This window comes from Salirhabdus sp. Marseille-P4669 (genome assembly GCF_900240405.1).
In the GTDB taxonomy this organism is placed as follows: Bacteria; Bacillota; Bacilli; order Bacillales; family Alkalibacillaceae; genus OEQK01.
In genome coordinates, this window is the sequence record NZ_OEQK01000009.1 from 98103 (window position 1) to 121804 (window position 23702).

Annotated in this window: 22 protein-coding genes and 1 riboswitch; of the genes, 17 read left to right on the forward strand and 5 right to left on the reverse strand. The window is 39.2% G+C overall.

Features of this window, described 5'->3' with window-relative positions; all coding sequences use genetic code 11:
* Positions 1-5 precede the first annotated feature (5 nt).
* From thiT to ilvA, 12 genes are all read left to right on the forward strand, one after another.
* Positions 6-602: an energy-coupled thiamine transporter ThiT gene (thiT, locus tag C1A05_RS16255; RefSeq protein WP_102029297.1), complete on the forward strand. Its 597-nt coding sequence runs from the start codon at positions 6-8 to the stop codon at positions 600-602.
* 517 nt (positions 603-1119) lie between these two features.
* Positions 1120-2019 carry a branched-chain-amino-acid transaminase gene (gene ilvE, locus C1A05_RS16260; protein ID WP_102029298.1) on the forward strand — a complete coding sequence of 300 codons (900 nt, stop codon included), beginning with the start codon at positions 1120-1122 and terminating at the stop codon, positions 2017-2019.
* A 19-nt stretch (positions 2020-2038) separates the two neighbouring features.
* Positions 2039-3706: a dihydroxy-acid dehydratase gene (gene ilvD, locus C1A05_RS16265; protein WP_102029299.1), complete on the forward strand. Its 1668-nt coding sequence runs from the start codon at positions 2039-2041 to the stop codon at positions 3704-3706.
* Between the two features lie 696 nt (positions 3707-4402).
* The gene (locus C1A05_RS16270) at positions 4403-4666 is read left to right on the forward strand and encodes a hypothetical protein (RefSeq protein WP_102029300.1); all 264 of its coding nucleotides are present in this window, start codon (positions 4403-4405) and stop codon (positions 4664-4666) included.
* A gap of 206 nt (positions 4667-4872) precedes the next feature.
* Positions 4873-6576: an acetolactate synthase large subunit gene (gene ilvB / locus C1A05_RS16275; protein WP_102029372.1), complete on the forward strand. Its 1704-nt coding sequence runs from the start codon at positions 4873-4875 to the stop codon at positions 6574-6576.
* Positions 6573-7094, forward strand: coding sequence for an acetolactate synthase small subunit (gene ilvN / locus C1A05_RS16280; RefSeq protein WP_102029301.1), 522 nt, complete (start codon positions 6573-6575; stop codon positions 7092-7094). Before ilvB ends, ilvN begins: the two co-directional genes overlap by 4 nt.
* Before the next feature lie 26 nt (positions 7095-7120).
* Entirely contained in the window at positions 7121-8152 is a 1032-nt protein-coding gene (gene ilvC / locus C1A05_RS16285) for a ketol-acid reductoisomerase (RefSeq protein WP_102029302.1), read from the forward strand.
* A complete protein-coding gene (locus C1A05_RS16290; RefSeq protein WP_102029303.1) occupies positions 8139-9683 on the forward strand; it encodes a 2-isopropylmalate synthase in 1545 nt (514 codons plus the stop codon). Before ilvC ends, C1A05_RS16290 begins: the two co-directional genes overlap by 14 nt.
* Before the next feature lie 36 nt (positions 9684-9719).
* Positions 9720-10826, forward strand: a complete 1107-nt coding sequence (gene leuB / locus C1A05_RS16295) for a 3-isopropylmalate dehydrogenase (RefSeq protein WP_102029304.1) — start codon at positions 9720-9722, stop codon at positions 10824-10826.
* Between the two features lie 602 nt (positions 10827-11428).
* On the forward strand, positions 11429-12847 hold the full coding sequence (leuC, locus tag C1A05_RS16300; RefSeq protein WP_102029305.1) for a 3-isopropylmalate dehydratase large subunit: 1419 nt from the start codon (positions 11429-11431) through the stop codon (positions 12845-12847).
* Between the two features lie 12 nt (positions 12848-12859).
* Complete coding sequence (gene leuD, locus C1A05_RS16305; protein ID WP_102029306.1) at positions 12860-13441, forward strand: 3-isopropylmalate dehydratase small subunit; 582 nt, start codon at positions 12860-12862, stop codon at positions 13439-13441.
* Between the two features lie 52 nt (positions 13442-13493).
* The gene (gene ilvA / locus C1A05_RS16310; protein ID WP_102029307.1) at positions 13494-14447 is read left to right on the forward strand and encodes a threonine ammonia-lyase; all 954 of its coding nucleotides are present in this window, start codon (positions 13494-13496) and stop codon (positions 14445-14447) included.
* 115 nt (positions 14448-14562) lie between these two features.
* On the opposite strand, the gene C1A05_RS16315 is transcribed toward ilvA, so the two are convergent.
* From C1A05_RS16315 to C1A05_RS18120, 3 genes are all read right to left on the reverse strand, one after another.
* Entirely contained in the window at positions 14563-14952 is a 390-nt protein-coding gene (locus tag C1A05_RS16315; protein WP_102029308.1) for a hypothetical protein, read from the reverse strand.
* Positions 14953-15230: 278 nt separating this feature from the next.
* Positions 15231-16148, reverse strand: coding sequence for an aldo/keto reductase (locus C1A05_RS16320; protein WP_102029309.1), 918 nt, complete (start codon positions 16146-16148; stop codon positions 15231-15233).
* A gap of 20 nt (positions 16149-16168) precedes the next feature.
* The gene (locus C1A05_RS18120) at positions 16169-16330 is read right to left on the reverse strand and encodes a hypothetical protein (protein ID WP_159462103.1); all 162 of its coding nucleotides are present in this window, start codon (positions 16328-16330) and stop codon (positions 16169-16171) included.
* A gap of 215 nt (positions 16331-16545) precedes the next feature.
* On the opposite strand from C1A05_RS18120, the gene C1A05_RS16325 reads away from it, so the two are divergent.
* Positions 16546-18126, forward strand: a complete 1581-nt coding sequence (locus C1A05_RS16325) for a peptide chain release factor 3 (RefSeq protein WP_102029310.1) — start codon at positions 16546-16548, stop codon at positions 18124-18126.
* 54 nt (positions 18127-18180) lie between these two features.
* Here C1A05_RS16325 and C1A05_RS16330 read toward each other — a convergent pair whose 3' ends face one another.
* Positions 18181-18825 carry a DUF4352 domain-containing protein gene (locus tag C1A05_RS16330; protein WP_102029311.1) on the reverse strand — a complete coding sequence of 215 codons (645 nt, stop codon included), beginning with the start codon at positions 18823-18825 and terminating at the stop codon, positions 18181-18183.
* A 142-nt stretch (positions 18826-18967) separates the two neighbouring features.
* Positions 18968-19459: an SRPBCC family protein gene (locus C1A05_RS16335; protein ID WP_102029312.1), complete on the reverse strand. Its 492-nt coding sequence runs from the start codon at positions 19457-19459 to the stop codon at positions 18968-18970.
* 249 nt (positions 19460-19708) lie between these two features.
* Between C1A05_RS16335 and C1A05_RS16340 the strand changes: the two genes are divergently transcribed.
* From C1A05_RS16340 to C1A05_RS16355, 4 genes are all read left to right on the forward strand, one after another.
* A complete protein-coding gene (locus tag C1A05_RS16340) occupies positions 19709-20191 on the forward strand; it encodes a GNAT family N-acetyltransferase (RefSeq protein ID WP_102029313.1) in 483 nt (160 codons plus the stop codon).
* A 316-nt stretch (positions 20192-20507) separates the two neighbouring features.
* Positions 20508-21299 carry a YhfC family intramembrane metalloprotease gene (locus tag C1A05_RS16345; RefSeq protein WP_159462104.1) on the forward strand — a complete coding sequence of 264 codons (792 nt, stop codon included), beginning with the start codon at positions 20508-20510 and terminating at the stop codon, positions 21297-21299.
* A gap of 57 nt (positions 21300-21356) precedes the next feature.
* A riboswitch (cobalamin riboswitch) is annotated at positions 21357-21545 on the forward strand.
* A 122-nt stretch (positions 21546-21667) separates the two neighbouring features.
* Positions 21668-22624, forward strand: coding sequence for an ABC transporter substrate-binding protein (locus tag C1A05_RS16350; protein WP_102029315.1), 957 nt, complete (start codon positions 21668-21670; stop codon positions 22622-22624).
* A 57-nt stretch (positions 22625-22681) separates the two neighbouring features.
* Complete coding sequence (locus C1A05_RS16355) at positions 22682-23692, forward strand: FecCD family ABC transporter permease (RefSeq protein ID WP_306373278.1); 1011 nt, start codon at positions 22682-22684, stop codon at positions 23690-23692.
* The last annotated feature ends 10 nt before the right edge of the window (positions 23693-23702 follow it).

A 23702-nucleotide genomic window follows, 5' to 3' on the forward strand; every position in this document is an offset into this window, starting at 1 on the left:
TTATGATGAATAATCAATCAAAGGTTTTATTTTTAGTAGAGGTTGCTATTTTTTCTGCACTTGCTATGTTATTAGACTTATTATCTGGATTTTTAACAGGAAGATTTTGGCCAAATGGAGGATCTGTATCGATTGCTATGGTGCCGGTAATGATCATGGCATTTCGCTGGGGGCTAAAAGGGGGACTTTTAACCGGCTTTTTATTCGGTGCTTTGCAAGTCATACTAGGTACGGCTTACATGGTTCACTTTATACAAGTTTTTGTAGAATATTTTCTCGCATTTACCGTTGTAGGTCTTGCAGGTATAGTTGCAGCCCAAGTTCGGAGTGGTCTTGCTGAAAGGAATGGGAAGAAGTGGGTTTCATATATTATTATCGGAACCATAATTGGTAGCTTCTTCCGATTTATTGTTCACTATATAGCAGGCATTGTCTTTTGGGCATCAACCGCGCCTTCAGGTGTTCCAGTAGCATGGTTCTCCTTTACGTACAACGGCGCTTATATGTTGATCTCTTGTATTATTTGTGCAGCATTGTTATTGCTTCTCATGCCGGCTTTACCAAAAAAGTACTCTGCTCACGCTCAAGTAAAAGCAATCTGACTTGAGGTTCCATGTTGTGGCGAAACAAACATTCACTTTAGGAAAAAGAATCCCTGAAAATGGGATTCTTTTTTATATGGATGTAGAAAATCCTAAATTGTTAAACCTTAAGTAAAGTAAGTCTCGTGTGCTTGAACTTTTTTATTAGAAATGAACGACTTCTCAGTCTGGTATAAGCTTGTCACTGTTTTAAAAATGTGCTTTTGGCCCTATTTTAGTGGCGTCCTATTCATATCAATAATGTAAGCGTTTCCTAAAAATCTGATATATCAAAATTATCAGATTTTTTGAAAATAACTGTTGACCTTCTCTTGAAATGGCGTTATGATTATCGACAATAATTAAAAATAGTTAGAAAATTCTTATCTATCAAAACCTTAATAAGCCCGATTGTTCCTTACTTCAAATTGAAGAGTAACAAAGGGTTTTCCTTTTACCCTAATATTTTAGTGATTTAATGTTTTTAAGCTTTAAAACGTTAAATATAAATTAATGAGAGATAGAGAGGAGTGTACGCATGGGTGAACAATGGATTTTCTCTAGTGGTGAATATGTAAGGAAAGAGGACGCCGTTGTATCTGTTTATGATCATGGTTTCTTGTATGGAGATGGGGTGTTTGAAGGTATTCGTGTTTACAGTGGGAATGTGTTTCGCTTAGATAGCCACTTAAAGCGACTGTACGAGTCAGCTCAATCGATTATGTTAAATATCCCATATTCCAAGGAGGAGCTAGAAGAAATTATTGTAAATACTGTTCGAAAAAATGGCTTAGATAATGCCTATATTCGAGTAGTAGTTTCCAGGGGAGTAGGAAATCTTGGATTAGACCCATCGTTCTGCTCTAGCCCTCGAGTAATTGTCATTGCCGAGGCACTAGCAATTTATCCAAAATCAGCATATGAAAATGGACTAAAGCTCGTTTCGGTTGCAAGTAGAAGGAATCGCCCGGATGTTCTTAGTCCTCAAGTAAAATCCTTAAATTATTTAAATAATATATTGGTTAAATTAGAGGCGAATCAAGCAGATGCAGATGAAGCACTGATGTTAAATGATCAAGGCTATGTTACAGAAGGTTCAGCCGACAATATTTTCATCGTAAAAAACGGCGTTATTTATACTCCTCCTGTATATCTTGGGGCATTAGAAGGTATTACGAGGAACGCTATTATTGATTTAGCAAAAGCGAATGGCTACGAAATTCAAGAAACACCATTCACTAGACATGACGTATATGTAGCGGATGAAGTATTTCTAACAGGTACCGCAGCCGAAGTGATTGCAGTGGTGGAGGTCGACAGTAGAAAGATAGGTGACGGCAAACCAGGTACTATTACGAACCACCTTTTAGAGGAGTTTCGAAAAATAGTTACAACAGATGGAGTCCAATGCTATCCAGAAGCCAAAGTTACATTGTAAAGGAAGTAGGAGGAATAAAATGCGAAGTGACATGATAAAGAAAGGAATTGATCGCGCGCCACATCGGAGTTTGTTGCATGCTACGGGTGTGAAAACAAGTGATTTAGGTAAACCATTTATTGGAGTATGTAATTCCTATATTGATATTATTCCAGGTCATAAGCATCTTAATAAGTTTGCAGAAGTTGTAAAAGAGGCCATTCGAGAAGCTGGAGGAATCCCTTTCGAGTTTAATACGATTGGCGTAGATGATGGAATTGCGATGGGACATATTGGGATGAGGTATTCCTTACCAAGCCGTGAAATCATTGTAGACAGTGCGGAAACAGTAATCAATGCCCATTGGTTTGATGGAGTTTTTTATATCCCAAACTGTGACAAAATTACGCCTGGTATGCTAATGGCTGCAGCAAGAACAAATGTCCCTTCTGTTTTTGTTTCTGGTGGCCCTATGGAAGCAGGTAGGTCTCCTGAAGGTAAAAGTCTATCACTAGTTTCTGTATTTGAAGGCGTTGGAGCATATAACTCGGGTAAAATGTCCGAACAAGAATTAGTCCAACTCGAAACCTTAGCTTGCCCAACCTGTGGCTCATGTTCTGGGATGTTCACAGCGAACTCGATGAACTGCTTGACCGAAATGCTTGGCTTAACGGTACCAGGTAACGGCACAATCGTTGCAACATCCGAGGATCGTTATGAACTGGTACGCCAAGCTGCCAAGCATTTAATGAATATCGTGGAGAAAGACATTCGTCCACGTGACATTTTGACAAAAGAAGCATTTGATGATGCATTTGCTTTAGATATGGCAATGGGAGGTTCAACCAATACGGTTTTACACATGTTGGCAATCGCACATGAAGCAGGAGTGGAATATGAGTTAAAAGATATAAATGAAATAGCTAAAAAGGTTCCATATTTATCAAAAATCAGTCCAGCTTCTGACTACTCCATGCAAGATGTACATGAAGCTGGTGGGGTTAGTGCTATTATTAAGGAACTTTGTAAAATTGATGGCTTACTCCATAAAGATCGTATAACCATAACAGGGAAATCGCTCTTTGAAAATGTGCAAGATGCTGAAATATTAAATGATGATGTTATCCGAAGGCTAGATAATCCTTATAGTCCTGTAGGTGGTTTGTCTATCCTTTATGGAAATCTAGCACCAGATGGAAGTGTCATTAAGGTAGGTGCAGTTGATCCTTCCATTAAAGTGTTCCGAGGTGAGGCGATTGTATTTGAATCCCAAGAGGAAGCACAAAAAGGAATTGATGATGGAACGGTAAAAGCGGGCCATGTCGTTGTGATTCGCTATGAAGGGCCAAAAGGTGGACCTGGAATGCCAGAGATGCTAGCTCCAACTGCTTCTATTACTGGAAGAGGACTAGGAAAAGATGTCGCCCTAATTACAGATGGTAGATTTTCAGGCGCAACTCGAGGTATCTCGGTAGGACATATTTCACCAGAGGCTGCAGAAGGAGGACCAATCGGGTTAGTAGAGAATGGCGATTTAATCATTATTGACTTAGAAGATCGTTCCATTGAATTAGTCGTCGATGAAGAGATACTAGAGGAACGAAAGAAAAAGTGGATTAAACCAGAGCCCAAAATTAAAACTGGTTATCTAGCGAAATATTCAAAGCTTGTAACCTCCGCTAATACTGGTGGAGTAATGAAAATTTAATAGAAAAAAACGATGACGGGAAAAAAGGAATAAGATCAAGTGTATGGACCAGAGAGCCGGGGTTGCTGGAAGCCCGGTCATACACCTTATTCTGAATCTCATCCCCGAGTGTTAAGCTGAAAGGGGTGTTCCTAGTAAGCTTAACCAGGTGCATTTTACACACCTGTTATCAAAAGAGGCATATATCTTTTGAATTCTTAAAGCAAGGCGCTTTTGCTTTTCATGTCTAGCTACAGCGCCTAGACCCTCGGGACATAAGACGACCCCCTACGTGGCAAAGCCCGCCACTGCGGGTCCCGTCTTATGCCTGTCGGGTCTGAGCAAGGCGCTTTTGCTTTTCGTGTCTAGCTACAGCGCCTAGACCCTCGGGACATAAGACGACCCCCTACGTGGCAAAGCCCGCCACTGCGGGTCCCGTCTTATGCCTGTCGGGTCTGAGCAAGGCGCTTTTGCTTTTCGTTTTCAATTTGCCTCGTGAGATAGTATCTGTAAGGATGCTGTGAACTAGGGTGGTACCGTGAAAAGCATAAGACCTTTTCTCCCCTTATATTCTGCCAATGTGCGGTTTTATAGGAGAGATGGGTCTTTTTTTATACCATCAAGCAGGAAAAATACAGCGCTATTGTTAGATTATAGCTGCGAGCTTAAGAAAAAGTGATGGGACTTGTTGAATTGTAACAGGAACTTGATGGAAAAATGGATGATTTAGTTGAATTGCAGCAGGAACTTGATGGAAAAGTGAATGAACTAGTTGAATTGCAGCAGGAACTCGGTGAAAAAGCTGATGATTTAGTTGAATTCCAACACAAACTCGGTGAAAAAGTGGATGAACTAGTTGAATTGCAGCAGGAACATGTCGAAAAAGCTGATGATTTAGTTGAATTACAGCAGGAACTTGATGGAAAAGTGGATGAACTAGTTGAATTCCAACACAAACTCGAAGAAAAGCTGATAATTTAGTTGAATTCCAGCACAAACTCGAAGAAAAGCTGATAATTTAGTTGAATTCCAACACAAACTCAAAGAAAAAGCAGATGAACTAGTTGAATCCTAGGAATAAACAAAATGAATAAAACAATCTCACTCTTGAAAAAGCGAGTAAAGATGAGTTTCATAATAAAATTTAACTTCTTTAGGGAGGGAAAAAATTGAGTGTAGAAGCAAAGATGGATGTTTGTCCTAGTAATGAACCTATGACAGGTGCGGATGTTCTTGTGAGAGCGCTAATAGAGGAGAATGTGGATACAATTTTTGGCTATCCAGGTGGTGCAGTCTTACCAATTTATGATGCCATCTACAAAGTAGAGAAGGCCTTCGATCATATTTTAACGAGACATGAACAGGGTGCAATACATGCTGCGGAAGGTTATGCGAGAGTGACGGGAAAACCAGGGGTTGTTATTGCGACTTCGGGACCAGGAGCAACCAATTTAGTAACAGGTATTGCAGATGCAATGATTGATTCTTTGCCATTAGTCATTTTCACGGGCCAAGTAGCAAGAACGGTAATTGGAACGGACGCATTCCAAGAAGCAGATGTAATGGGAATTACCACACCGATAACGAAGCATAATTATCAGGTCCAATCGATACGTGATCTGCCGAGAATTGTAAAGGAGGCATTTCATATTGCTTCTACAGGAAGAAAAGGACCGGTAGTGGTAGATATTCCAAAAGATATTTCTGCAAATTTAAGCGGAAAAGTATTCGATTCAAGCTTTGAGTTACCTGGTTACCAACCAACGACAAAGCCAAATCCATTACAAATTAAGAAGCTATCAGATTCCTTAGCTAAGGCAAAACGACCATTACTATTAGCGGGTGCTGGAGTTTTGCATAGTAGTGCATCTGAAGAACTAAAAACGTTTGCTCTAAAACATGCTTTACCTGTCACAACGACATTACTAGGACTAGGTAGCTTTCCTGGAAATCACGAGCTTTCTTTAGGGATGGCAGGGATGCATGGAACTTACACAGCCAACATGGCGCTTTATGAGTGTGACTTATTAATAAATATCGGAGCACGCTTTGATGACAGATTGACTGGTAATTTAAAGCATTTTGCACCGAACGCAGTGGTAGCACATGTAGATATCGATCCAGCCGAGATTGGCAAAAACGTGGAGACTCACATCCCAATCGTAGCGGATGCGAAGGAGGCGTTAAAGCAACTTATTGCACAAACAGAACCCTCGCAAAATGATCACACCTGGATGGAAAAATTAGCAGACAATAAGCGACAATATCCACTTTGGTATAAAAACGCAGAAGAGAAAATTTCGCCACAAGTGTTAATTAAAGCCGTTCATCAAGTAACAAAAGGGCAGGCGATTATTACAACCGATGTTGGTCAGCATCAAATGTGGGCTGCGCAACATTACACCTTTGAAAAACCAGATTGTTGGGTAACCTCAGGAGGACTTGGCACAATGGGGTTTGGATTCCCGGCTGCAATTGGCGCTCAGCTAGCAAAACCAGATGCAACAGTGGTAGCAATTGTAGGTGATGGGGGCTTTCAAATGACATTGCAAGAGCTCTCTATTTTACAAGAACGAAACTTACCGGTGAAAGTGATCATTGTAAATAATGAAGCGCTAGGGATGGTAAGACAATGGCAACAAACGTTTTATGAAGAAAGGTATTCCGAATCTTTACTACAGGTTCAACCTGATTTTGTAAAGTTAGCGGAAAGTTATTCGATTAAAGGAATGAGAGTAGACGACGAAGCAAGTCTACAGGGAGCGCTAGAGTACGCCTTTCGTTACGATGGTCCAGTTGTTATGGATTGTAGAGTGGTAGCTTTAGAAAATGTATATCCGATGATTGCTCCAGGTAAAGGCCTACATGAAATGATAGGGGTGAAACCATGAGAAGGATCATCAATGCAACAGTTCATAATCGAAGTGGTGTGTTAAATCGAGTTACAGGCCTTTTACAAAAACGGCAATTTAATATAGAAAGCATTACAGTTGGTCAATCGGAAACTCCGTCGATTTCAAAAATGACCTTAGTTGTTGAAGTGGAAGATAGCCAAAAGCTAGAGCAGCTGATTAAACAACTTAATAAGCAAATTGATGTATTAAAGGTTTCAGATATTACGGATAAGGCGATTGTAGCACGTGAAATGGCACTTATTAAAGTAGTGAGCAATGGTCAATTACGAAATGAAATTCAGGGGATCATTGAACCGTTTCGGGCAACAGTAATTGATGTTAGTAAAGATAGTCTCACCATTCAGGTAACAGGAAAGACAGATAAGGTGGAAGCATTAATAGAGCTGCTTAGACCTTATGGAATTAAAGAGTTAGCAAGGACTGGTGTAACTGCATTCTTACGTGGCCATCAACCACAGGTTACGGAACTTACACCTTATTCCATACTTAAATAAATTTAAAAGGGAAAGGATTGGTATTTATGGCAAAGGTACTTTATCACAATGACATTCAGGATGAGGTTTTACGTAATAAAAGGATAGCAGTAGTAGGCTACGGTTCTCAAGGTCATGCACACGCACAGAATTTAAAGGATAGCGGCTTTGAGGTAGTCGTTGGATTAAGACCAGGCAAGTCATGGGAAAAAGCGGAGGAAGATGGATTTGATGTAAAAAGTGTGGGAGAGGCTGTTCAAGGAGCAGAAGTTGTGATGATTCTTCTACCAGATGAGCATCAAACAAAGGTGTTTGAGGAGCAGATTAGACCAAATTTAGAAGCAGGAAATGCATTAGCATTTGCGCACGGATTTAATATTCATTTTAACCAAATTGTACCCCCAGAGGATGTTGATGTATTTCTAGTAGCTCCAAAAGGGCCAGGACATTTAGTAAGAAGAACATATGAAGAGGGTGCTGGAGTTCCGTCTTTATATGGTGTGTATCAGGATGTTACTGGAAATGCGAAGGAGATTGCACTTGCTTATGCCAAAGGAATTGGGGCAGGACGTGCAGGAATCTTAGAAACGACATTCCAGGAAGAAACGGAAACGGATCTGTTTGGTGAGCAGGCGGTGCTTTGTGGGGGGTTAACAAGTCTTGTAAAAGCAGGCTTTGAAACCTTAACAGAAGCCGGATATCAGCCAGAGGTTGCCTACTTTGAATGCTTACATGAATTAAAGCTAATTGTAGATCTCATGTATGAAGGTGGCCTAGAATACATGCGCTACTCTATCTCTGACACGGCGCAATGGGGCGATTTTGTTTCAGGGCCGCGAGTTGTAAACGAGGAAACGAAAGAACGAATGAAGGAATTATTAAAAGAAATACAAACAGGGGAGTTTGCAAAAGGATGGATTTTGGAGAACCAAGTTAATCGTCCACAATTTAATGCAATAAATGCTAGAGAGAATAACCACCCAATCGAGAAAGTAGGTAAAGAATTACGGGCTTTAATGCCGTTCGTGAAGAAGTCTACGAAATCGAAAAAGGAAGTGGTCGTACATGGCTCACATTAACATATTTGACACAACATTAAGAGATGGTGAGCAGTCTCCGGGAGTTAATTTAAATAAATTAGAAAAGCTCGAAATAGCAAAGCAATTGGAACGACTTGGGGTAAATATTATGGAAGCTGGGTTCCCAGCTTCCTCTCAAGGAGATTTTGAAGCGGTTCGCGCGATAGCTCAAACCATAAAGGATTCATCTGTAACTGGGCTGGCGCGAACGATTAAATCAGATATCGATGCAGCATGGGACGCACTTAAAGATGCAGAAGAGCCAAGACTTCACACCTTTCTTGCTACATCACCAATTCATATGACCTATAAACTAAAGAAAACGCCAAATGAAGTAATGGAGACAGCGGTGGAAATGGTGAAATATGCAAGGAAGAAATTCCCGCTTGTAGAATGGTCTGCAGAGGATGCATCTCGATCGGATTTGGATTTTCTCGTATCTGTAGTAACAAAGGTAATCGATGCAGGCGCAACAGTAATTAACTTACCGGATACAGTAGGTTATACGACTCCAGAAGAGTATGGGTATATGTTCCGCTATATGAAGGAAAATGTCCCAAATATAGATAAGGTAGCGCTATCCGCACACTGCCACAATGATTTAGGAATGGCGGTAGCTAATTCGATTGCTGCGATTGAAAATGGAGCAACACAAATAGAAGGTACTATAAACGGTATCGGAGAGCGGGCCGGAAATGCGGCGCTAGAGGAAATTGCAGTTGCCCTAGCCATTCGCGGTGATAAATACAACCATTCTACAAATCTAGTATTACAAGAAATCAAACGAACGAGTGACCTTGTAAGTAAATTAACGGGGATGAATGTTCCTGGTAATAAGGCTGTAGTTGGTCAAAATGCTTTTGCTCATGAATCTGGAATCCATCAAGATGGTGTACTAAAAGAAGCATCTACCTATGAAATTATTACACCAGAGATGGTAGGGATTAAATCCAATAATCTAGTACTTGGTAAACATTCTGGACGACATGCTTTTAAGGATAAAGTAGAGCAATTAGGCTATGAGCTTTCCGAAGATAAAATGATGGAAGCCTTTAAAGCCTTCAAGCAATTGACCGATCGCAAAAAAGAAGTAACAGATGACGACCTATTCGTTATTTTAATGAATTTACAAACGGATGCAGTAAATGCTCCAAAATATGAATTAAAAGCATTTCAGGTTCAATATGGATCATCGAATATCCCTACAGCAACCGTTGCTCTCAAAACACCGGAAGGAATTCATGTAGAATCAGCTGGAACCGGGCAAGGAAGCGTAGAGGCCATTTACAATACGGTGGAAGCCTTAGTACAAGAGGAAATTCATTTAACAGATTATCAGCTAAAATCAGTAGGAAGCGGTCGAGATGCACTTGCTGAAGCGCATGTGCAAATGACTGTAAATGGTATTCAGGTAAGTGGACGTGGTGCGGGGCAAGATGTTTTAGAAGCTTCAGCGCATGCATTTTTAAATGGTGTAAACAGGGTGTTGTTCAATCAAACCCACAGTAAGCGGAAAAGCGTGCATGTATAATTAAACAACTATGAGGAAAGAAGGAGGCTATTTTCAATGAAAAAGCATATCGTTTTGCTGCCTGGTGACGGAATTGGTCCAGAAGTGATTCACTCAGCTAAAAAAGTATTAGAAGTGATTGCGGAACAATATGAACACCAATTTTGCTTTAGCTCTCACGATATTGGTGGAGTTGCAATTGATCGTCATGGTTCACCATTACCGGATGAAACGGTGAAGGCTTGTGAAAAAGCAGATGCGATTCTGCTTGGGGCTGTAGGTGGTCCAAAATGGGATCAGCTTCCTTCTCAGCTTAGACCGGAAAAAGGCTTGTTAGGTATTCGAAAAAAACTTGGCTTATTTGCAAATCTTCGGCCAGTAAAAGGATACCCCAACGTTATGTCAGCTTCTCCATTAAAAGATCATGTTGTGGCTGGTAGTGATTTATTAATAGTTCGGGAGCTAACTGGTGGACTGTATTTTGGGCAACCAAGTGAAAGAAGGGATAACGGTCAAACAGTAGTAGATACCCTTCAATATTCTAGATCAGAAATTGAAAGAATTGTAGAAAAAGCTTTTCAAAGTGCAAGATTACGGAGAAAGCACTTAACCTCTGTGGATAAAGCAAATGTACTAGAGTCTAGTAAGCTTTGGCGAGAAGTGGTAGAAGAGAAGAAGGTGGATTATCCGGATGTCGTACTTGAGCATATGCTTGTAGATGCAGCTGCAATGAAATTGATTACCAATCCAAGCCATTTCGATGTAATTGTCACAGAAAATATGTTTGGTGACATTTTAAGTGATGAGGCTTCTGTATTAACAGGCTCTTTAGGTATGCTTCCATCAGCAAGTCTTCGCAGTGACGGAGTCGGCCTGTATGAACCAGTTCATGGCTCGGCGCCAGATATAGCCGGAAAAGGCATTGCAAACCCAATCGCTACGATACTATCAGCTGCATTAATGCTACGTCACTCTTTCGGGCTTGAAGAAGAAGCATATGCAATTGAGAAAGCTGTCCAAGAGGTATTAAAAGATGGTTACCATACTGCTGACTTACACGTGGAAAATGGTAAGCAGGTTCGTACTAAAGAGATCACACATCATGTAATGGATTGCTTGTCACCGCAAAGTGCAACAAATAGTATTATGAGTTGCTATGCATAAAGGGATTCGTTACTTTAGTTTGCTGAAGGATTAAGTTGGCGAGAATTGAGGTTTAATAGACGAGTATTTTATTTCAGATGACGAGTATTTTGGTAATGAAGACGCGTAATTTTATTTGGAGAATTTTTAGAAGAGTAAGTGTTGATAAGTGACGAGTATTTTCTTAGGAATGACGAGTAATTGATGTCTTTTCACGAGTAAGAATGCAGCTAACGAGTATTTTAATAAAATTGACGAGTATTTTATCCACTTCGAAGAATAAAACGTGCGGTTAGACGCGTATATGGAATTCAGACGAATAAAAGTTCAAAACAGAATAGTAAATTCTATACTTTGGCGAATAAAGCTTGCAGATAAGCGAGGATTTGAGAAGAAGGAGAAAAATTCATAAAAAACACCATATAAAAAGCAAATTCTAAATAAATAAAGGAATAGGGGCGAACCAAAAGCCTTGCTTTCTAACAAATGGTAGTCCTGAATCTATTAAAATCTATTATTAGGACTTGGCAACAAGCTAGCTATCTAAATTTGTACCTTTCAAAATATAAGAAAAGCGAGTGCCACCGTTAAAGGTGAGCTTTTCTAAAAAGGAGTTGATATAGATGACGAGGCCAAAAACAATTATCGAGAAAATTTGGGAAAAACATGTCGTTCATCAAGAAGAAGGCAAGCCAGATTTATTGTATATAGACCTTCATCTAGTCCATGAAGTAACATCTCCTCAGGCCTTTGAGGGCTTGAGGATGCATGGACGTAAGGTGAGGAGGCCAGACCGAACCTTTGCAACGATGGACCATAACGTACCGACTAAGGATACCCATATTATTAATGATTTCATATCCAAAACCCAGATGGATACGTTACAGAAAAACTGCGAGGAATTCGGTATACCTCTTGCGGACATTCATCATCCGGATCAAGGGATTGTACACGTAATTGGGCCGGACTTAGGATTAACTCAACCAGGAAAAACCATTGTATGTGGGGATAGTCATACGTCAACACACGGTGCTTTTGGTGCATTAGCGTTTGGTATTGGAACGAGTGAGGTGGAGCACGTACTTGCAACCCAAACCCTCTGGCAATCCAAACCAAAAACGTTAAACGTAAAAGTAAATGGCGCGCTAGGTTTAGGTGTTACAGCAAAGGATCTTATTTTAGCAATTATTGCAAAGTTTGGTGTTCGTTTCGGTACAGGATATGTCATTGAGTATACAGGGCAAGCGATACGGGATTTATCTATGGAGGGACGAATGACCGTTTGTAACATGTCGATTGAAGCGGGAGCACGTGCAGGATTAATTAGCCCAGATGAAACAACCTTTGCGTATTTAAAGGGTAGACGATTTGTTCCAGAGGGAGAAGCCTATGAGCAAGTTGTTGAAGAGTGGAAGGCTCTTGCGACGGATGAAGGTGCAGTCTATGACGCAACCGTTGAAATCAATGCAGATGAAATAGAACCACAAGTATCATGGGGGACAAATCCGAGTATGGTGATCCCGATTAATGGTGTCATTCCAAATCCAAAGGACGCGAAAACGGCACATGCCAAAGAAGAAATGGAGCGAGCTTTAGATTATATGGGACTTGAAGCCAATCAGTCGATTACAGATGTAACGATAGAGCACGTTTTCATTGGTTCCTGTACCAATTCAAGATTAAGTGATTTGCGAAAAGCAGCCGACATTATCCGAGGTAAAAAGGTAAGAGTAGGTGTAAAGGCTATTGTGGTTCCAGGCTCCTTTAGTGTAAAAGCACAGGCAGAGGCTGAAGGACTGGATACGGTATTTAAAGAGGCTGGATTTGAGTGGCGTAATTCTGGCTGCAGCGCGTGCCTTGGAATGAACGATGATATAATTCCGCCGGGTGAACGATGTGCCTCTACATCGAATCGGAATTTTGAAGGTCGTCAAGGTACGGGCGCACGTACACATTTAGTTAGTCCGGAAATGGCTGCAGCTGCTGCTTTAGAAGGTCGTTTTGTCGATGTACGAAAATATGCAGAACCAGTGATGAACTAAGGGGGGCAAGATATGGAACCGATAAGAGTTCATGAGGGATTCGTTTATCCATTAAACCGGGTCAATGTAGACACAGATCAAATTATCCCAAAGCAGTTTTTAAAGCGGATTGAACGGCAAGGGTTTGGTGAATTTTTATTTTTTAATTGGCGCTTTGATGAAAACGGCAATATAAAAGAGGACTTTACCTTAAATCAACCAAAATATAAGGAAGCTTCTATTTTAGTAGCCGGAGAAAACTTTGGATGTGGATCCTCGCGGGAACATGCACCTTGGGCTCTGCAGGACTTTGGTTTCAAGGTCATTATTGCACCAAGCTTTGCGGATATTTTTTATAATAACTGTTTTAAAAATGGTATTCTTCCTGTTGTGTTAAAGGAAGAAGAAGTAAATCAATTAATAACGAAAGCAGAGGAAGATAAGTATACGATTGCGGTGAACTTAGAAGACCAAGTAGTAACGGATTCTAAAAACTTTGTTGCAAACTTTGAAATATCTTCCTACCAAAAGGAAATGCTATTAAATGGTTGGGATGAAATAGCAGTTACATTAAATCTAGAATCAAAAATTGAACAATTTGAACTGAAAAATTAAGGAGTGTGAAGACATTGGGAATTGCTTAACCGAACACAAAATCACGGATGCGATGGAGAAATTAATAAACGTCGTCCATCGCACCCCTTTAGCCCAGTCAACATCTATTAACCAGATGACCGGAAAAAAAGTTTATTTCAAGATGGAAAACCAACAAAAAACCGGGGCCTTTAAAATTAGAGGTGCAAGCTATAAAATTTCTCGGTTAACAGGTGACGAGGCAAGTAAGGGAGTTATTGCTGCCTCCGCAGGTAATCATGCTCAAGGTGTAGCGTATGCCGCAACAAAACATGGCATACAGGCAAAAATTTTTATGCCAGAAAAAACACCAGAAGCAAAGGTTCGTGCAACGAAAAGTTATGGTGCGAGAATTGTGCTAACAGGAGATTCCTTTCAAGAAGCCTATGAAGCAGCTTTACTGGAACAAAAAAAATCGAATAGTACATTTGTACATCCATTTGATGACCCAGATGTGATGGCAGGTCAAGGTACTATTGCGATTGAGATGCTTCAACAAGAATCCTTTTTGGATACGATACTTGTTCCGATTGGTGGAGGTGGATTGATCAGTGGAATTGCAGTTGCCGCAAAATCCATTAAGCCTACTATTAAAATTATTGGTGTGCAGGCAGAAAATGCATGTGCAACCTTTAATGGTTTTTACAATTGTGGCCCAACCTCGCTTCAAAAAGTCACAACCATTGCGGACGGCATTGCCGTGAAAAAACCAGGCATCCAAACCTTCCCACTCATTCAAAAATATGTGGATGATGTTGTCACAGTTTCTGATGTAGATATTGCATCAGCAATGGTTTATATGCTGGAGAGAAACAAAACATTAATAGAAGGAGCTGGAGCAGCCGCCTTTGCAGCACTTCTAGCTCATGGCCATAAATTAAAATCAGACCATTGTGGAATTATTGTAAGTGGCGGAAATATGGATATTACCAAAATGCCACAAATACAGAGGCTCGCAAGTCAGAATCATTTGTCTTGTTTAGCTTAATATAAAAAATCTCTCGTTTCTAGCGAGGGATTTTTTGGTGGATTGAAAAACATGTGACTCCAAACAAATACTCATGATTAGGCGAAAAATGCTATCTCTATAAACTATCTTTGTACTAGTCTTTCCATTTTAGATGATGTAACTGTGCAATGCCTCTAATCTTCCTCATCCACTCGATACTTTCAATGAATGACCTTGAACAAGGGAATTCCAAAGTTTTATGTTGCCTACCTAAAATACATTCAAAATACCCTGTATATTCCTTCGTTATGGGATTACAACCGTATTGAAAGAGCAATTTATACTCATAATCTAACCCGGGCATTTTATCGAAATACCGCGTTGTTACGGCTCTTTTTAAAAAATTGTAAGTAAAATGATCTAGCTCCCAGCGAATGATTATCTCTTCATTTGTAAATGTCGTGTTTACTTTAGCAAAAGCACCATTTTCGTCTTTTGAAACATTTAGTAAATAAAGCTTTGGAAGTACAGAATGACTTGACAAAAAATCACTTCCTTCATCTTTAATTAACCGTAAAACGCACAATCTAATTATATATTAACAAAAAATTAAGCGGATTCAGAATACTTCTCTTTGTATTTTATAAAAAAGCTCCGTCAAATATCCTGACGAAGCTACTGTTGTTTAATCGTTTAACTTTTCTTGTTTTTCTATTTCCAAACTTGCCTTATTTCCTATGATATTCTTACTGTTACTTAAGATGTAGATTTATTATTTAATAAAATCACTCTGTTTCTATACCCCCCAACAGGAAGCACATATCAAGGCAGCTCATTCCCTGCAGCACGATAGATCTCATACCACTCTTCCCTAGTTAGCGTTACATCAGATGCTTTCGCAATAGCTGTTAATCGTGCTGGAGTCATCGTACCAACAATTGTTTGCATATTTGCTGGATGGCGCAATATCCAGGCGACTGCGACAGCTGATTTGTTAATACCATATTTGTCTCCTATTTTTTGTAGGGTTGTATTTAGCTCTGGGAATTCCTCATTGTCAATAAAAAAACCTTCAAAATATCCGTAGCGGAAAGGAGACCATGCTTGTATCGTTATGTCGTTTAGTCGAGTGTAATCTAAAATACTGCCATCCATATCAACAGCATTGTTATTCCGATTATTTACATTTAATCCAACATCAATCATCCCTGTATGCATCACACTTAGCTGCATCTGGTTAACGATTAAATCCTGTTTTACATTTTTCTTTAATAGTTCAATTTGCATTTGGTTATGGTTACTCACTCCAAAGTGGCGAACCTTCCCACTTTCGGATAGAATGTCGAAAGCTTCTGCGACTTCTTCTGGCTCTACTAATGCGTCCGGACGATGTAACAGTAATACATCAATGTAGTCCGTTTTTAATCTTTTAAGGCTGTTATCTACGGAATTTAAGATATGCTGTTTGGAAAAGTCAAAGTAACCTTTACGGATTCCTGTTTTTGTTTGTATCACAATGCTTTCACGAATAGAAGAATTCATCTGAATTGCATTCGCAAAAACCTCTTCGGATTTACCATCTTGGTAAATATCCGCATGATCATAGAAATCTACTCCGAGCTCTAAAGCGTTATGTATTACCTTTTCTGCCTCACTAACCGAAAGTTTTCCTAATCCCATACAACCTAAAGCAATGTTCGAAACCATTAAGTTGCTCGTACCTAATTTTAACTTTTTCACATCCATCACCTCATCATTAGTTATATTCCTTTTTCAAATAGTAACATGCCTAAAAGAACCACAACTGCAATGATCCCAATCGTAATCAAGCTCTGCTTTACGGTTATTCCTTTTTTTAATACAAATAGTTGTAGAATCGTCTCCACCACAAGAAGCGTGATAATAACTAATAGGAAATTCATGTCTGTACCTCTTATCTTCATTCGTATTGTTATAGAAATTGTACCATACTAAAGAATAGGATTTGGAAACATTCCCTAAATTGCATATCAGTGTGGTATCATATTTTAGGTAAAAATAATTTATGAATATAAAGCGAGGAATTAGTCCAATGTAAAACACCAATTCCCAATAGAGAAATATATAGATCAATCCACAAAGAGAAAGGGAACGTTTTATGTCAGAATATACAAAAGAAGTAAATAGAAGAAAAACATTTGCGATTATTTCCCACCCAGATGCTGGTAAAACGACTTTGACGGAAAAAATGTTGCTTCTTGGTGGAGCAATTCGTTCAGCTGGTTCTGTTAAAGCAAAAAAGTCCGCTAAATTTGCAACCTCAGACTGGATGGAGCTTGAAAAGCAAAGAGGAATTTCCGTTACATCGAGTGTAATGCAATTTGAATATGAAGGCTATAAAATCAACATTTTAGACACACCAGGGCACGAGGATTTCAGTGAAGATACGTACCGTACGTTAATGGCCGTCGATAGTGTTGTCATGATACTTGATGTTGCAAAAGGGGTCGAGGCACAGACAAAAAAACTTTTCAAGGTTTGTCGTGACCGCGGTATTCCAATTTTCACATTCATTAATAAAATGGACCGTTTTGGAAAAGAGCCTTTGGAGTTGTTTGAAGAGATTGAAGAGGTATTAGGAATTGAGTCTACTCCGGTTAACTATCCGATTGGAATGGGCCCAACTTTTAAAGGTGTGTATGATCGTTTCACAAAGAAAATTGAGTACTATGCAGATGGAGAAAATGTTGGTACCCAACAAGTTGAAGATTACGATGATTTGCAAAAGCAATTAGAGCAAACAGCTGATCAAGCAACGATTGATCAGCTGATAGAAGACTTAATGTTACTAGATGAAGCAGGAAACGAGTTTGATATGGAGTCTGTTACAAATGGTAATCAAACCCCTGTATTTTTCGGTAGTGCCATTTCAAGCTTCGGTGTACCAACATTTCTTGAGCACTTTCTTGAAATGGCACCGTCACCTTCCAGTAGGGAATCTACTGCAGGTACAATCGATCCTACAGATAAAGAATTCTCAGGATTTGTATTTAAAATTCAAGCCAACATGGACCCATCTCACCGCGATCGTATTGCCTTCCTTCGAATTTGTTCGGGTAAGTATGAAAAAGGAATGACAACCTATCTAGATCGTACTGGAAAACAAATGAAGCTAGCCCAGCCACAGCAGTTCTTCGCAGATAGTCGTGAGGCAGTTGAAGAGGCGTATGCTGGAGACATTGTAGGTCTATATGATCCAGGCGTGTATCAAATTGGAGATACGGTTTGTGGAAATAAGGATATTTTTAGCTTTGGTGATCTACCACAGTTTGCCCCAGAGCATTTTGCAAAAGTTCGTCCGAAAAATGCAATGAAGCATAAGCAATATATCAAAGGAATTCAGCAGCTTGCGCAAGAGGGAGCTATTCAAGTTTATCGTACACCGCACTTTGAAGAGACGATCTTAGGAGCTGTAGGTCAGCTGCAGTTTGAAGTATTTATATATCGCATGCAAGCAGAATATGGCGTTGAACTTGTAATGGATCGTCTGAGCTATCAAGTTGCTCGATGGGTGACCAAAGGGGAAATCCCTGAAAAAGCAATGCGTACGAGTACGAGCATGGTTGTGAAAGATTATGTGGATCGTCCCGTTATTTTGTTTAAAAATGAATTCAACCTAGAATATTTTCAAAATCAAAATGAGGATATAGATTTGTCTGAAAAGCCACCGAGAAATTAAATGAAAATAAACTACAAAAGGGAACTGGACTACGGCCATGTTCCCTTTTGTAATCTAATTTATTGGTATTCCATAGTAAACATCATTAATTGGAAAATCAGCTGTAAAAATTATCTCAGAAGGTATTTCCCCTTCTGGTATTTCAAAGATAATATGCCCTGAGTTGCTGCCGCCTGCTCTAAGCTCGGAAGCTTTAAATTCTGAATCAGATAAAACACTCGCTTCAATAGCTTTTCCGGCTGCATTATAAAACTCAAAATTATGGTGACTTAGGAAACTTGACTCGAGGGAGATATCGCTTAAATTATTCAGAGATATGTCAAAATGAACAAAATCCAAACTGTTATTTAGCTCCTGTCTTAAACCGTTAGAAGTCGCTGCGTTTAATTCTTCCAATGAACGACTACTTCCATCATCACCCTCAGGTTCCATGGTATAGTAATCCTTTTCTAGAACATAATTTCGAAACGTTACTTCGGCTTTCCCTAATGCACGATCAACGAACTTACTTTCCTCTTCATTTACAATAAAGCTTTCCCCGAATGTTACTTCAATAGGGTGATCTTTATCAACTCCTATTTTTGTTTCGCTTTCACTAGAATTTTTATTGTTGTCTTTTTCACCTTGTATTTCATCATTGCTACAAGCGGTTACGAAAAATACTACAATGAAAATTAGTCCAAATAATACGTTCTTCATACTTATGTTGTTCCTCCTGTTAGTAGATATAATAGATTATACTACGATACAGTCCTTTAAAACGAAAAAAGTTAGATAAATTGTGGTAAAAGTTTTACAAGGCATCGAATCCTTTGCCCACCAAAAAAAGAAGGAACTTGAGTTATTCAGGTTCCTTCTTTACGTAGTGATGAGTTACATTCGTATACTTTTCATACCACGTTTCCCATTTTTCTTTTCGAAATGGAAGTTCTTTCCCTGCCAATAGTTCATGAACTAAATCAAGACACACATGCCAACCAGCTAGGTCTTTCGGAGTGTGTGGTGTGATTTGTGCTAGTTTTTCAATAATTAAAAGTTTACATCCGTCTGTTGTAGACTCTAATTCAAAACGTACAACATCATCGCCCCACGTAAATTCAAATACGGAATTCGGCTTTAGTTCAACAATGGTCATTTCTTCAAATGTCCCATCTCCCATATCGAACTTTATCAACCCATCTTCACGTAAATCCTCAATGTCAAGCTCTGAAAACCATTGTTTTAATTTATCGTTTTCCGTCAACCAAGACCAAACTTCCTCTACAGAGAAATTCCAATGGCGTTCGAAAGTTGCTTTGTACCCATTACCTTCTTCTAAAATCGTTGCAAGCATATATAATCTCCTTCCATAATAAATACATATTCTTGAGTATTCAGGCATATATTCTAATATCACTACCAAAAGTCTGCCTTCCGAAAGTAACAATGCTTACACAAGCATGCTCGCCAAACTTCACCTCTTACTATGTAAAGCCTCAAAAGTTTGTTGTTTGATTCTTTTCGTTTCTTTTCAAATAAAATCCATATACCGCTTTAGTTCATGTTATCCTTACTTTAACTAATATGCAAAGGGGTAATATAAATGGCACTAGAATTTCTACCAATGGGCCAAAAAGATGCGGAAAGAATAGCTGAGTGGGAGTATGAAGAACCCTATTCCTTTTATAACGCCAAGAGTGATGAAGAGGATTTGGAGCTATTGTTAAATCCTAAGGCTCGAAAGGATGTCTACTACTCTGTATACGATCAAGGAGAGCTTATTGGCTTTTACACATTTGAGCGGAATGATCCATATGTGGAAATTGGGTTAGGTTTGAAACCAGAGCGAACAGGAAATGGATTTGGAAAGCAATTTCTACAAGCTGGGTTACAATATGCGAAAAGCCAATTTCATCAAGATGCTTTTGCATTGTCTGTGGCAGCCTTTAACAAAAGAGCCATCAAAGTATACGAAAAAGCGGGCTTTAAACAAGTGAAGACGTTTATGCAAAAAACAAATGGGAGCGAGTATGAATTTGTAAGAATGACATACGAGGACTCGTTTTCATACTATTCTAATAATTAGTGACGTTTTTTCGCCGTTAACATACTATATAGTAAATGAGGGGTTCTGCATATCCATCTGATTTATCTATCTCATGCAGGGGAGTGATAATCATGAGAGAAGCACTTAGATTAACCCTTTCTGTTGCTGAAGCTATCGTTAATGGGAAAAAAGTAGTACATGAACTAAATAACAAAAAATAAACATATCACAATAGCTTTTTAATGGGCACTGTCCACTTAGCGGGCAGTGTTTTTCTTGCGCTAAAAAACCATTCTATTTTTCTATGAAGAATCATATTGTTAATAGAAATAGTATTTGAATGGGAGGCGAAATTTTGGTTAGTTCATCGATTACCTATGCGTTAACGTTTCAATTTCTCGTATCGTTTCTATTGCCAATCGTATTAATTATCTACTTCAAGAGAAAAAATAAGTTATCTTGGCGCTCCCTAGGGATTGGTATCTTAATCTTTTTACTTTTTGTAAATATTTTAGAGAGATTGCTTCATTCTTTTATGCTAGACCCGAATAATCCTTCTCAGCTCGTTTTTTCGGACAACCCCTTTTTCTATTGCTTATATGGAATTTTAGCTGCTGCCTTGTTTGAAGAAATTGGGCGTTTTGTCGGCTTTACATTCTTTTTGAAAAAGAATCACTCTGTAGGAGACGGTTTATCTTATGGGTTAGGTCATGGGGGAGTAGAAGTGTTTACAATCGGTCTGTTAGGTTCTATTACAGGCTTTTTAATGATTGGGCTAATCAATAATGGGGAATTAACAACTTCTTTAAGTGGTCAAATGACAACAGAACAAATTGAAGCACTCCGGAATCAATTTGTAGATACACCAGCCTATTATTATATTTTATCTGGGTTAGAACGCATTGCAGCATTAGGAATGCAATTGTTTCTATCTTTAGTAGTATTGCTAGGTGTGAGAAAAAGAGAAATGATATACATAGGCTATGCAGTATTAGCGCATGCCGTTTTCAATGTTGCACCAGCTTTATATCAGATTGGTGTCATTTCAAATGTGTTTGTCGCAGAAACGATAATCTTTGCTTTTGGACTATTAGCTGTATACGGGATTAAGAGAGTTGTAAGAGAGCATGAACAAATTGTTTCGTAAAAAATCATTGACCAGTTAAAAAATACCATATATGATTTACATAGATTTAAAAAATTTAATAATGAATAGGAATTAGGTGTAGACTTAACATGTCTACTTAAAAGGGAAGTCCGGTGAAAAACCGGCGCGGTCCCGCCACTGTAATTGGAGAGCAACCTACGATAGATCACTGTCATGATGATGATGGGAAGATGTAGGAAGTGATGACCCATAAGCCAGGAGACCTGCCTAATGACTCTTAGCTGATTTCCTTCGGGTTAAAAGGAAAGGCTTCGCGATGCATTTTTATATACATTTGTGAGTAAGCCTTGGTTTCCCTTTGGAGGAAATCAAGGCTTTTTACATTATGAATCTAGGAGGAGAAAAGGATGAAGCAATTAAAAGTATTTTTAGTAGCAGCAATGGTTCTTTTATTGAGTTTTGGGTTAATCGCATGTAGTTCAGATGAGGAGCCGAAAAAGGAAGAAACGAAGACGGAGGATAAGCAAGAAGCAGAATCGGCAGCATTTCCAGTTACCATTACCGATGATTCAGGTGAGGAAGTCGTAATAGAGAATGCGCCAGAACGTATTGTTAGTGTGATTCCAAGTGGAACTGAAATTGTTTTTGCACTTGGTTTAGGAGATAAGGTTGTAGGTGTAACGGAAAATGATAACTATCCTGAAGAAGTTTTAGAAATTGAGAAGGTAGGAGCATTTGAACTAAATATAGAAAAAATTGTTTCGTTAGAGCCAGATTTAGTAATTGCTGATGTATTGAATGGAGAAGTAGTAGACCAATTGAGAGATCAAGGACTTACTGTAGTAGTACTTGGAGCATCTACAATAGACCAAACATATGAAGATATTTTGTTAGCCGGAAAAGCAACAGGTACAGAAGGAAAGGCCGAGGAAATTGTCGCAAGCATGAAGGAGCAACAAGCAGAAATTGAAAAAACCGTAAGCGAAATTCCTGAGGAGGAACGTAAAACGGTTTGGATTGAAATTGGTGAAGAATTATTTACGGCAGGTAGTGGTACGTTCCTAAATGAATTAGTAACCTTAGCAGGTGGGGAAAATACTATGGCGGATCAAGAGGGATGGCCACAAGTTAGTGAAGAGGAAGTTATTGAGAAAAACCCGGATGTAATTTTACTTACGTACGCAAGCTATGTAGAAAATGCAGTGGACAAAGTAAAAGAACGTGAAACATGGCAGGGTGTTACAGCGGTTAAGGAAAATCAAGTTTATGCGTTGCAATCGGATTTAACGGAACGTGCAGGCCCTAGAATCATTGAAGGGCTTCAATCTGTAGCGGAAACCCTATACCCGGATTATTTTAAGTAATCGCATTAGGAAGAGTGGAAACATATGAACCGTTGGCGTAGGAGGCTCCTACTTTGGGTGCCTCTATTACTAGCAATCTTATTAGTAACTGTTTTAGTTAGTGTCTCCGTTGGAAGTGCAAATATTGATCTAAAAACGGTATTTCTAATTCTGCTGTCCAAAATACCGTTAATAGGTGACAGAATGGACGAGACATGGAAAGCTTCCACAGAGACCATAGTTTGGAATATTCGAATGCCACGTATTGTACTTGCAATTTTAGTTGGTGCAGCATTAGCACTAGCAGGAGCGATTTATCAAGGGGTGTTGCGAAATCCATTGGCAGACCCCTTTATTTTAGGTGTTTCATCAGGCTCAGCATTAGGTGCAGCACTTGTTATGTTATTTGGAATTGAAATCTTGTTATTCGGCAAGTGGACATTACCTGTTGTTGCTTTCTTATCCGGTTTACTAACATTGTTTATTGTTTATGTTTTGGCAAAGGTGAATCGTCGAATGCAAATGGAAACCTTAATTTTAGCAGGTGTTGTAGTTCAAGCTTTTATTTCCTCCATGCTGTCGTTAATTATGGCGCTAGCTGATGAGAAGATGCAATCCATTTTGTACTGGATGATGGGGAGTTTAGCATTAACGGATTGGAGTTATAATGGTGTCATTTTACCAATTGTTCTTATTGCTAGCGTAATAGCAGTACTACTAGCACGTGAAATAAATATTCTTGGTCTAGGTGAAGAAACGGCTCACTATTCAGGTGTATCGGTAAAAAAAATCCGTATTGTTCTACTGATTGTTGCCTCCTTACTCACTGGAGCGGCTGTTTCTGTTTCCGGCACAATTGGTTTTGTAGGTTTAGTAATCCCACATATTATCCGATTAGCTTTTGGGTCCGATTATCGACTCATTCTGCCCCTATCGGTAATTGGTGGGGCTATCTTTTTAGTTAGTGCAGACACGATTGCACGAACTATTTTAGAGCCACGGGAACTACCAATCGGTGTTATTACGGCTATATTAGGAGCTCCATTTTTCGGCTATTTACTAAGAAAAAGGAAGTCAAATTATTTCTAGGAGGGGTGGC

What these genes read in the sequence shown, in the direction of transcription:
- C1A05_RS16350 (WP_102029315.1), top strand. Translation starts at nt 21,668, where the DNA reads ATGAAGCAATTAAAAGTATTTTTAGTAGCAGCAATGGTTCTTTTATTG.
- C1A05_RS16340 (WP_102029313.1), top strand. Translation starts at nt 19,709, where the DNA reads ATGGCACTAGAATTTCTACCAATGGGCCAAAAAGATGCGGAAAGAATA.
- ilvN (WP_102029301.1), top strand. Translation starts at nt 6,573, where the DNA reads ATGAGAAGGATCATCAATGCAACAGTTCATAATCGAAGTGGTGTGTTA.
- ilvC (WP_102029302.1), top strand. Translation starts at nt 7,121, where the DNA reads ATGGCAAAGGTACTTTATCACAATGACATTCAGGATGAGGTTTTACGT.
- ilvB (WP_102029372.1), top strand. Translation starts at nt 4,873, where the DNA reads ATGGATGTTTGTCCTAGTAATGAACCTATGACAGGTGCGGATGTTCTT.
- ilvA (WP_102029307.1), top strand. Translation starts at nt 13,494, where the DNA reads ATGGAGAAATTAATAAACGTCGTCCATCGCACCCCTTTAGCCCAGTCA.
- C1A05_RS16290 (WP_102029303.1), top strand. Translation starts at nt 8,139, where the DNA reads ATGGCTCACATTAACATATTTGACACAACATTAAGAGATGGTGAGCAG.
- leuC (WP_102029305.1), top strand. Translation starts at nt 11,429, where the DNA reads ATGACGAGGCCAAAAACAATTATCGAGAAAATTTGGGAAAAACATGTC.
- leuB (WP_102029304.1), top strand. Translation starts at nt 9,720, where the DNA reads ATGAAAAAGCATATCGTTTTGCTGCCTGGTGACGGAATTGGTCCAGAA.
- thiT (WP_102029297.1), top strand. Translation starts at nt 6, where the DNA reads ATGAATAATCAATCAAAGGTTTTATTTTTAGTAGAGGTTGCTATTTTT.
- C1A05_RS16330 (WP_102029311.1), bottom strand. Translation starts at nt 18,825, where the DNA reads ATGAAGAACGTATTATTTGGACTAATTTTCATTGTAGTATTTTTCGTA.
- C1A05_RS16270 (WP_102029300.1), top strand. Translation starts at nt 4,403, where the DNA reads ATGGATGATTTAGTTGAATTGCAGCAGGAACTTGATGGAAAAGTGAAT.
- leuD (WP_102029306.1), top strand. Translation starts at nt 12,860, where the DNA reads ATGGAACCGATAAGAGTTCATGAGGGATTCGTTTATCCATTAAACCGG.
- C1A05_RS16335 (WP_102029312.1), bottom strand. Translation starts at nt 19,459, where the DNA reads ATGCTTGCAACGATTTTAGAAGAAGGTAATGGGTACAAAGCAACTTTC.
- C1A05_RS16325 (WP_102029310.1), top strand. Translation starts at nt 16,546, where the DNA reads ATGTCAGAATATACAAAAGAAGTAAATAGAAGAAAAACATTTGCGATT.
- ilvE (WP_102029298.1), top strand. Translation starts at nt 1,120, where the DNA reads ATGGGTGAACAATGGATTTTCTCTAGTGGTGAATATGTAAGGAAAGAG.
- ilvD (WP_102029299.1), top strand. Translation starts at nt 2,039, where the DNA reads ATGCGAAGTGACATGATAAAGAAAGGAATTGATCGCGCGCCACATCGG.
- C1A05_RS18120 (WP_159462103.1), bottom strand. Translation starts at nt 16,330, where the DNA reads ATGAATTTCCTATTAGTTATTATCACGCTTCTTGTGGTGGAGACGATT.